Raw genomic sequence first — 7,448 nt, 5'->3', positions numbered from 1 at the left:
GGAAGAAACTTTAAAAAGAATTACAACCGGAGCTGCGGTTTCTGTAATTGGAACTTTGGTAGAAAGCAAAGGTGCTGGTCAGAAATATGAAATTCAGGTTAAAACGCTTGAAATTCTTGGAGATTCTGATGCTGAGAAATTCCCAATGCAGCCGAAAAAACACTCTTTGGAATTCTTGCGTGAAAATGCACATTTACGTGTTCGTACCAATGCTTTTGGTGCTATTATGAGAGTACGTTCTGTATTGTCATTTGCGGTGCATAGCTATTTTCAGAAAAAAGGGTTCGTATATGTAAACACGCCAATCGTTACAGGAGCAGATGCAGAAGGTGCTGGAGAAATGTTTCAGGTGACTTCTTTGCCATTGGATAATTTGCCAAAAACTGAAGAAGGAAACATTGATTACAAGAAAGATTTCTTCGGGAAGCATACTAATTTAACCGTTTCCGGACAATTAGAAGGAGAAACATTTGCAATGGCTTTGGGTCAGATTTATACTTTTGGGCCAACTTTTAGAGCTGAGAATTCGAATACTTCTCGTCACTTGGCTGAATTTTGGATGATTGAACCAGAAGTTGCTTTCAATAATTTGGATGACAATATGGATTTGGCAGAAGATTTTATTCAGTATGTAATAAAATATGCTTTAGACAATTGCGTTGATGATTTAAAGTTCCTTGAAGGAAGATTATTGGAAGAAGAGAAATCAAAACCACAAGCAGAACGAAGCGAAATGACTTTGTTGGAAAAATTGAATTTCGTTTTAGACAATAACTTCAAACGTGTTTCGTACACTGAAGCTATTGATATTTTGAGAGATTCAACTCCAAATAAAAAGAAGAAATTCCAATATATTATTAACGAATGGGGAGCTGATTTACAGTCAGAACACGAGCGCTATTTGGTAGAAAAACATTTTAAATCGCCAGTAATTTTGTTTGATTATCCAGCGAATATCAAAGCTTTCTACATGCGTTTGAACGAAGACGGAAAAACAGTTCGCGCAATGGACATCCTTTTCCCTGGAATTGGAGAAATTGTGGGAGGTTCGCAAAGAGAGGAACGTTTTGATGTTTTGGTAGAAAAAATGAAAGCTCTTGGAATTGACGAAGAAGAATTATGGTGGTATCTTGATACAAGAAGATTCGGATCAGCGGTGCACTCCGGTTTCGGACTTGGATTTGAAAGATTGGTGCTTTTTGTAACTGGAATGACAAACATTCGTGACGTAATTCCTTTCCCAAGAACACCACAAAATGCGGAATTTTAAAAAAAGATTCTAAGTTGCTGAGGCGCTAAGATTCTAAGTTTTATTTAGATAGTACATGAACCATATTTATGGAGTAAAAGTCCATAAATATGGTTTGACCGACTGAAAGTCTGCAAGGTTGCAATGCTTATTTATTAACCTCGAATTACACAAATTTACACTAATCAATTTGTGAAAATTTGTGTAATTTGTGGCTTAAATATTTTGTAGGAGCTAAAGCAAATGTAATTAAGACATACAGCTTTAACTATTCCTGAGACCGATAAAATAAATATAATTCATCAACAAAAGTTACTCAGCGACTTAATCACTCAGTAACTCAGCAACTTTTTTTTATGCTAAAGCAATTTTTAAATTTAAAAATATCACAGAAATTATCTCCACAGCAAATTCAGCTGATGAAGTTAATTCAGTTGCCTACGCAAGCATTTGAACAACGTTTGTTGGAAGAAATGAATGAAAATCCTGCCTTAGAATCTGGAAAAGAGGAGGATGATTATGAAAAAGACGAATTCGAAACGGAAGAGTATGACGACTATGAAGATTCGGAAATTGACAGAATCGATGCCGAAGACATTAACATAGACGAATACTTAAGCAGTGACGACACTCCAGATTACAAAACACAAGCCAACAATTACAGTGATGATGATGAAACTAAGGAAACGCCTTTTGCTGCAGCAATAAGTTTTCATCAGGACCTCATCAATCAATTGAATACTTTTATTCTGAGTGATGAAGAGCGTGATATTGCCGAATTTTTGGTTGGAAGCATCGACGACACTGGATATATCCGAAGAAGCACTGCCGATTTGGTCGATGATATGGCTTTTACACAAGGGCTTTACACTACCGAAAAACAAGTCGAAAGCATTCTGAATATCATTCATGAATTGGAACCGACTGGGGTTGGTGCGCGTGATTTACAGGAATGTTTATTATTGCAACTTAAACATAAAACCCCAACCGAATCGGTTGAAAATGCAACCATTATTATCGAGCACCATTTTGATGCATTTGTCAGAAAGCATTATGATAAATTGACTCAAAAATTAGGTATTTCGAATGAGCAACTTAGAAATGCTATTCATGAAATCGAGAGACTCAACCCTAAACCAGGTGGCTCTTTTTCTGGAAATAATAAAATTACCGAAAATATAGTTCCCGATTTTACCATTCGTATTGTCGAAGGTGAATTAGAACTTACATTAAACGGTCGAAATGCACCATCATTGCACGTTTCCAAAGATTATCAGGAAATGATGCAAACTTATAAAGAATCAAAAGACAAATCAAGTTCTCAAAAAGATGCCGTTCAGTTTATTAAACAAAAACTGGATTCGGCTAAATGGTTTATTGATGCTATAAAACAACGTCAGGACACTTTGTTTGTGACGATGAATGCCATTATGCATTATCAAAAAGACTATTTATTGGATGGTGATGAAACCCGTTTGAAACCAATGATCCTGAAAGACATTGCCGACATGATCGGGCTTGATATCTCGACAGTTTCCAGAGTTGCCAACAGTAAATATGTTGAAACGCCATATGGCACAAAGCTGATCAAAGAATTCTTCTCTGAAGCAATGAAAAACGATCAGGGAGAAGAAGTTTCTACACTTGAAATCAAAAGAATTTTACAAAATACTATCGAAGAAGAAGATAAAAGAAATCCGCTTCCAGATGATCTTTTGGCCGAAATACTCAAAGAAAAAGGATATCCAATTGCAAGAAGAACTATTGCTAAATATAGGGAGCAACTAGAAATTCCCGTAGCGCGTATGAGAAAGAAACTTTAGTTATTCTTTAAATATCTTTTTAAATTGAAAAAAATACTTCCCATATTTTCTTATGTTTTTCACCCGCTTTTTACACCTGTACAAGCTTGTGTCTTCTATTTTTTATTCCATACAGCAGATTATAATATCAAACAAGTTACTCCGTTTTTCTGGCAGATTTCGATAGTTACTATAGCTATTCCGATGGCTTTGTATTATTTGCTTCGTTATAATCGGAAGATAGATTCTATAATGATTTCGGATTTGGAGCAGCGCAAAATACCTTTAATCTTCCAAAGCTTTTTAATTATAATATTACTTAGAAAAAGCATTCCGCTCGAATATTATCCAGAATTGCATTTTTTCTTTATAGGCGCTTTATTTAGCACCTTAATCGCACTTGGATTGCTATATGCAAAATTCAAAGCAAGTCTTCATATGCTTGCGATTTCGGCTTTAACGGTTTTTGTTTTCGGTTTAAATATTCATTTGCAACTCGGAAATATCTATCTCGTTCCTTTTTTATTGCTAATGAATGGGTTTGTAGCTTCCTCCCGCTTAGTGATGCAAGCACACACACCAAACGAATTAATTATCGGAGTTCTTTTGGGCAGTATTCCTCAAATATTGTTTTTGTTTTTGTGGCTTTAATTCAGATTGACAATTGAAGAATTTTTAAACTTAGCCAATTAGAAACTTTATAAAAAGTCTACAAAATATAAAAAATCACCCCAAGGCTCAAAGCGTTCATTGTTATTGGAACAGAATTAATTTGTGCTGATGATTTAAAAATAGAATTCAGGTCATAATAAATTTGAAGGTTGAAAGCGCTATATCCCATTGAAAGGTAAACACCATAAATAAAGTCTTCAAAATCTTTATTGTTTTTTATGACAATTTTCTGAGTTCCATCATCATAAACAGATTTATCACTCAATAGATAACTCAATTTCAGACCACCATATATTCTAAAAAATTGAAATGATTCTGGAGTTGAAGTACGCCACCTGAATTCAATTGGAACATCAAGTCTAAATTGTTCGAATCTGTTTCTATCATAATCAAATTCGGATGGAATAATGTTATAAATGGGTGCATGATTGGTTCCAGTGATAGACATATTCTGGATATAATTATTGAAAGATAAACCAATTCCCGGTGCAATAGCAAAAGTTCTGTTTTTATTTAAAGGAAAATCTCTAAGAAATCCGACTCCGAAACCAAATGAAATTTTGTCCTGAACCAGCCCGTCTGGTTTTTTGACAATCGAATTATAATTAAGCTGAGCATAAAACTGATCTTCTCGATACAAACTATCATGTTGGATTTTCAATGTATCCAATTTGAATGTTGCCTCTTGCGAAAAGCCTTTAAAAAAAGATAAAAACAAAAAACAACCAAGTATGTATCGCATCATTATTTTGAGAATTAAACGGTTCGTTGAAGGCAAAACCTATCAAAACGTAGTGTAACTGAAAACTATTACAAATATCATAAAAAAAGTCAAACCAATTTATGATTGAACATTTTCTTTACGTTCGACTACTCGGTTAGCTAGTTTATTCCTCATCTAAATTAAGATTTTTGAATAATTCACGCGTGATGATTTTTGTATTATCAATAACCTGATCCAATGTGCAATCCAGCATTTTTATAGGCAATGGAATTCCATCTTTCATTTCAGTGAAATCCATTGTCAAAATTGTTTTATCAGATAATTCCAAAGAACCATTTAACATATCAAAAATAGCTTTGGCCTTATCACCTTTTTCTCCAAGATTGAAAGTGACATACGATTCAAAACCAGATGGTGTTTTGATATTAAACGAAATCAAAAATAAATGCTCCATTTCAGATTATATTTACATTTGACAATTTCTTTTTGGTTTAATTATCTACATAATTATTTAATCTTAGGTTTGACCATATTTGTAACTGGCAATTTGTAAATCAATCGTTGAATTATCGCCAGCCATATAGTCGATAATAACATCGTAAAGGTTATCACCGCAAGTGTAATTTGATAGAGATAATTACCAACCAAACCGCGTGATGCTCCAAGAGTTACAAGCACAAAACTAAATTCGCCTATTTGCGATAAAAGCGCACCGCCATACAAACTATCTCTCCAGTTATTGCCTGTTAGATTAAAAAGTATCGCATTAATTAAACTGTTGATTACCAAAACTGCAATCGCAATCATAACAACTGTACCAGCATTATTGATAAAAAAATCAATGTCAAGCTGCAATCCTATTGTTATGAAAAAGAAAACCATAAAGAAAACTCTAAACGGTATTAGTGATTTGCCCAACCAACGCGTTGCTTTGTCCTGACCAATTAATATTCCAGCCGCAAAAGCACCAAAAGCTGGTGACAGACCAAACCAGGAACTAAACCAAGCAATTCCAAAACATAAACAAAAACCAATAAATACTTGTAGATCATGGTCTGCAATAATTTCTCTTCGCATTGGGATCTGGAAAAGTTTTTTTGTAATGGCCGCCCTTAAAAATAAAAGGATCAGAACACCACCAATACAAACTTTTATCAAATCCAAAATGGAAGCATTGCTACCTGACATAAAATTCAACGCCAATATCATTGGTACAACCAGAATATCCTGCATTAACAATACTCCGCAAGTTATAATTCCAAGCTGGCTTTTAATTTCTCCTGTTCGTGTCAAATACTGAAATATAATTGCCGAACTACTCAAACTTATAATAAAAGATATTAAAACAATTGTATTGAGATCCCACCCGACTTGGCTTCCAATGACAAACATGCAAAAAAAACTTAGCGCTATTTGTACCAATGCAATTGTGAGCGGTTTATAAAAGTTTTGACTAAAATGCCTCAAGTCAATATCAGTACCAATTGAAAACATCAATAAAACGATGCCAATTTCGCCTAACTCAGAAACTACATTAGAAGCATGGATAATATTTAAAACTTTAGGACCAAGCAAAATCCCCGAAACAATATATGCTATAAAATAAGGTTGTTTTAAGTGGCGCAAAAGAAGAATTAACAGTAAAACAACAAAGGACAGTACAGCTATCCCTGAGAATAATTGCGATGACATACCAATTGTTTTTTATAATGGTAAAGCTGCCCCGAAGAGCAGCTTTAATCAAAAGTAAAATAAATCAGAGATTAAGCAATTTCAATCATTCTAGGTGGCTTTTGTTTTGCCTCTTCTTTTTTTGGAATAGACAGATATAGCAACCCATTTTCATAGCGGGCACTAATTTTATCTTCGTCTACTACATTTTTAGGCAATTCAAAACTACGTTGAAATGATTGGTAACTGAACTCTCTACGTGTGAAATTTTCTTCTTCACTCACTTGTTGGTTTTCTTTTTCTGAAGAAATAGTCAACAAGCTGCCGTCAAGTGATACTTTAAAATCATTTTTGTCCAGCCCTGGAGCCGCAACTTCAACTTCATAATTATCTGAAGTTTCTTTGATGTTTACTGATGGCAACGTAGTGCTTGTTGTAGAAAAATTGTTGTTTTCCCAATTGAAAAGCTCGCGGCCAAAAACATCATCAAAAAATCTACGTTGGAAACCTGGAATTTGGTTACCATTTCTCTTGATAAGATTCATAACATTTTACTTTTAAATTGTTTGACATTATTTTTTAACACATACTGATTAACAGTGATGTAAGTCTAAAAACCAAAATTGTGCCAAGCGCTAAAAATGACAATTTTTCATCTTTTATCTGAAAAAATGTCAACTGATTTTGTGAGGAAAATAATTAATTGCATTATATTTTAAAAAACAACAACTTATTTATAATCAATAATTTACAATGTTTTTTTTAAGAATTTTAGCTTCATCGTATTTGGACTGTCAATTTTTCAGAATGTTTTTTTGCGACAGTTTTTGTTTGTTTTTAAGCTCATTATTTACTGAAAAAAATTCTATGATAATGAGTCAAAAAAAAAGTTCAGCCTGTAAGAATACAAACTGAACTTTTTGTTGCAGAGAGGAATGAACTCTTAAAAATAATCATTTAAATTATAACGTTGATGGTGAAAAATTTGAGTCACAAATTTCACCGAATAATAAAACCCTAGTGGTTTAATTCAAAAATAATTATTGCAACACTTTGCTAAAATCATAAACTATTCTTTTTCACTTTTTTTCTCAATCTTCATATAATCCCTAATTACTTCTGCAGAAATCTTCGGATTTGCTCCTTCTTCCCCAGCCACCAATGCTCCAATTGCACAAGCGTAGTTCAACGATTTTTGAGGCGACTTTCCTCTTAATAATCTTACTATTAATGAAGCTAAAAAAGAATCCCCGGCACCAACAGTATCAACAACTTTAATAAAATAGCCACTATTATAATAAAATTTATCATTATAGTACAAAACAGCTCC

8 protein-coding genes are annotated in these 7,448 nt (G+C 33.5%); 3 read left to right on the top strand and 5 right to left on the bottom strand.

Annotated features, from left to right (window positions below):
• The 3 genes from asnS to VLC96_RS13825 form a co-directional block, all read left to right on the top strand.
• A partial coding sequence (gene asnS / locus VLC96_RS13835; RefSeq protein ID WP_325263808.1) for an asparagine--tRNA ligase occupies nt 1–1,270 on the top strand: 1,270 nt, incomplete at its 5' end.
• Nucleotides 1,271–1,605: 335 nt separating this feature from the next.
• On the top strand, nt 1,606–3,072 hold the full coding sequence (gene rpoN / locus VLC96_RS13830) for an RNA polymerase factor sigma-54 (RefSeq protein WP_325263806.1): 1,467 nt from the start codon (nt 1,606–1,608) through the stop codon (nt 3,070–3,072).
• A gap of 24 nt (nt 3,073–3,096) precedes the next feature.
• Nucleotides 3,097–3,702, top strand: coding sequence for a hypothetical protein (locus VLC96_RS13825; protein WP_325263804.1), 606 nt, complete (start codon nt 3,097–3,099; stop codon nt 3,700–3,702).
• 58 nt (nt 3,703–3,760) lie between these two features.
• On the opposite strand, the gene VLC96_RS13820 is transcribed toward VLC96_RS13825, so the two are convergent.
• The 5 genes from VLC96_RS13820 to VLC96_RS13800 all read right to left on the bottom strand — a co-directional run.
• Nucleotides 3,761–4,384: a porin family protein gene (locus VLC96_RS13820; protein WP_325263802.1), complete on the bottom strand. Its 624-nt coding sequence runs from the start codon at nt 4,382–4,384 to the stop codon at nt 3,761–3,763.
• Between the two features lie 226 nt (nt 4,385–4,610).
• Nucleotides 4,611–4,901 carry a hypothetical protein gene (locus tag VLC96_RS13815; RefSeq protein ID WP_325263800.1) on the bottom strand — a complete coding sequence of 97 codons (291 nt, stop codon included), beginning with the start codon at nt 4,899–4,901 and terminating at the stop codon, nt 4,611–4,613.
• A gap of 53 nt (nt 4,902–4,954) precedes the next feature.
• A complete protein-coding gene (locus tag VLC96_RS13810) occupies nt 4,955–6,139 on the bottom strand; it encodes a cation:proton antiporter (RefSeq protein WP_325263799.1) in 1,185 nt (394 codons plus the stop codon).
• Between the two features lie 71 nt (nt 6,140–6,210).
• On the bottom strand, nt 6,211–6,663 hold the full coding sequence (locus VLC96_RS13805; RefSeq protein WP_325263798.1) for an Hsp20/alpha crystallin family protein: 453 nt from the start codon (nt 6,661–6,663) through the stop codon (nt 6,211–6,213).
• A 524-nt stretch (nt 6,664–7,187) separates the two neighbouring features.
• Nucleotides 7,188–7,448: carbohydrate kinase family protein (locus VLC96_RS13800; protein ID WP_325263796.1), on the bottom strand; the 261-nt coding region annotated here is incomplete at its 5' end.

Source organism: Flavobacterium sp. (assembly GCF_035456085.1).
In the GTDB taxonomy this organism is placed as follows: domain Bacteria; phylum Bacteroidota; class Bacteroidia; order Flavobacteriales; family Flavobacteriaceae; genus Flavobacterium.
The sequence above is the reverse complement of the archived record's forward strand: the minus strand, read 5'-3'. Positions and strand labels throughout refer to the sequence as shown.

Excerpts from the sequence above, each read along its gene's own strand:
- VLC96_RS13810 (WP_325263799.1), bottom strand. The coding sequence starts at position 6,139 with ATGTCATCGCAATTATTCTCAGGGATAGCTGTACTGTCCTTTGTTGTT.
- VLC96_RS13815 (WP_325263800.1), bottom strand. The coding sequence starts at position 4,901 with ATGGAGCATTTATTTTTGATTTCGTTTAATATCAAAACACCATCTGGT.
- rpoN (WP_325263806.1), top strand. The coding sequence starts at position 1,606 with ATGCTAAAGCAATTTTTAAATTTAAAAATATCACAGAAATTATCTCCA.
- VLC96_RS13805 (WP_325263798.1), bottom strand. The coding sequence starts at position 6,663 with ATGAATCTTATCAAGAGAAATGGTAACCAAATTCCAGGTTTCCAACGT.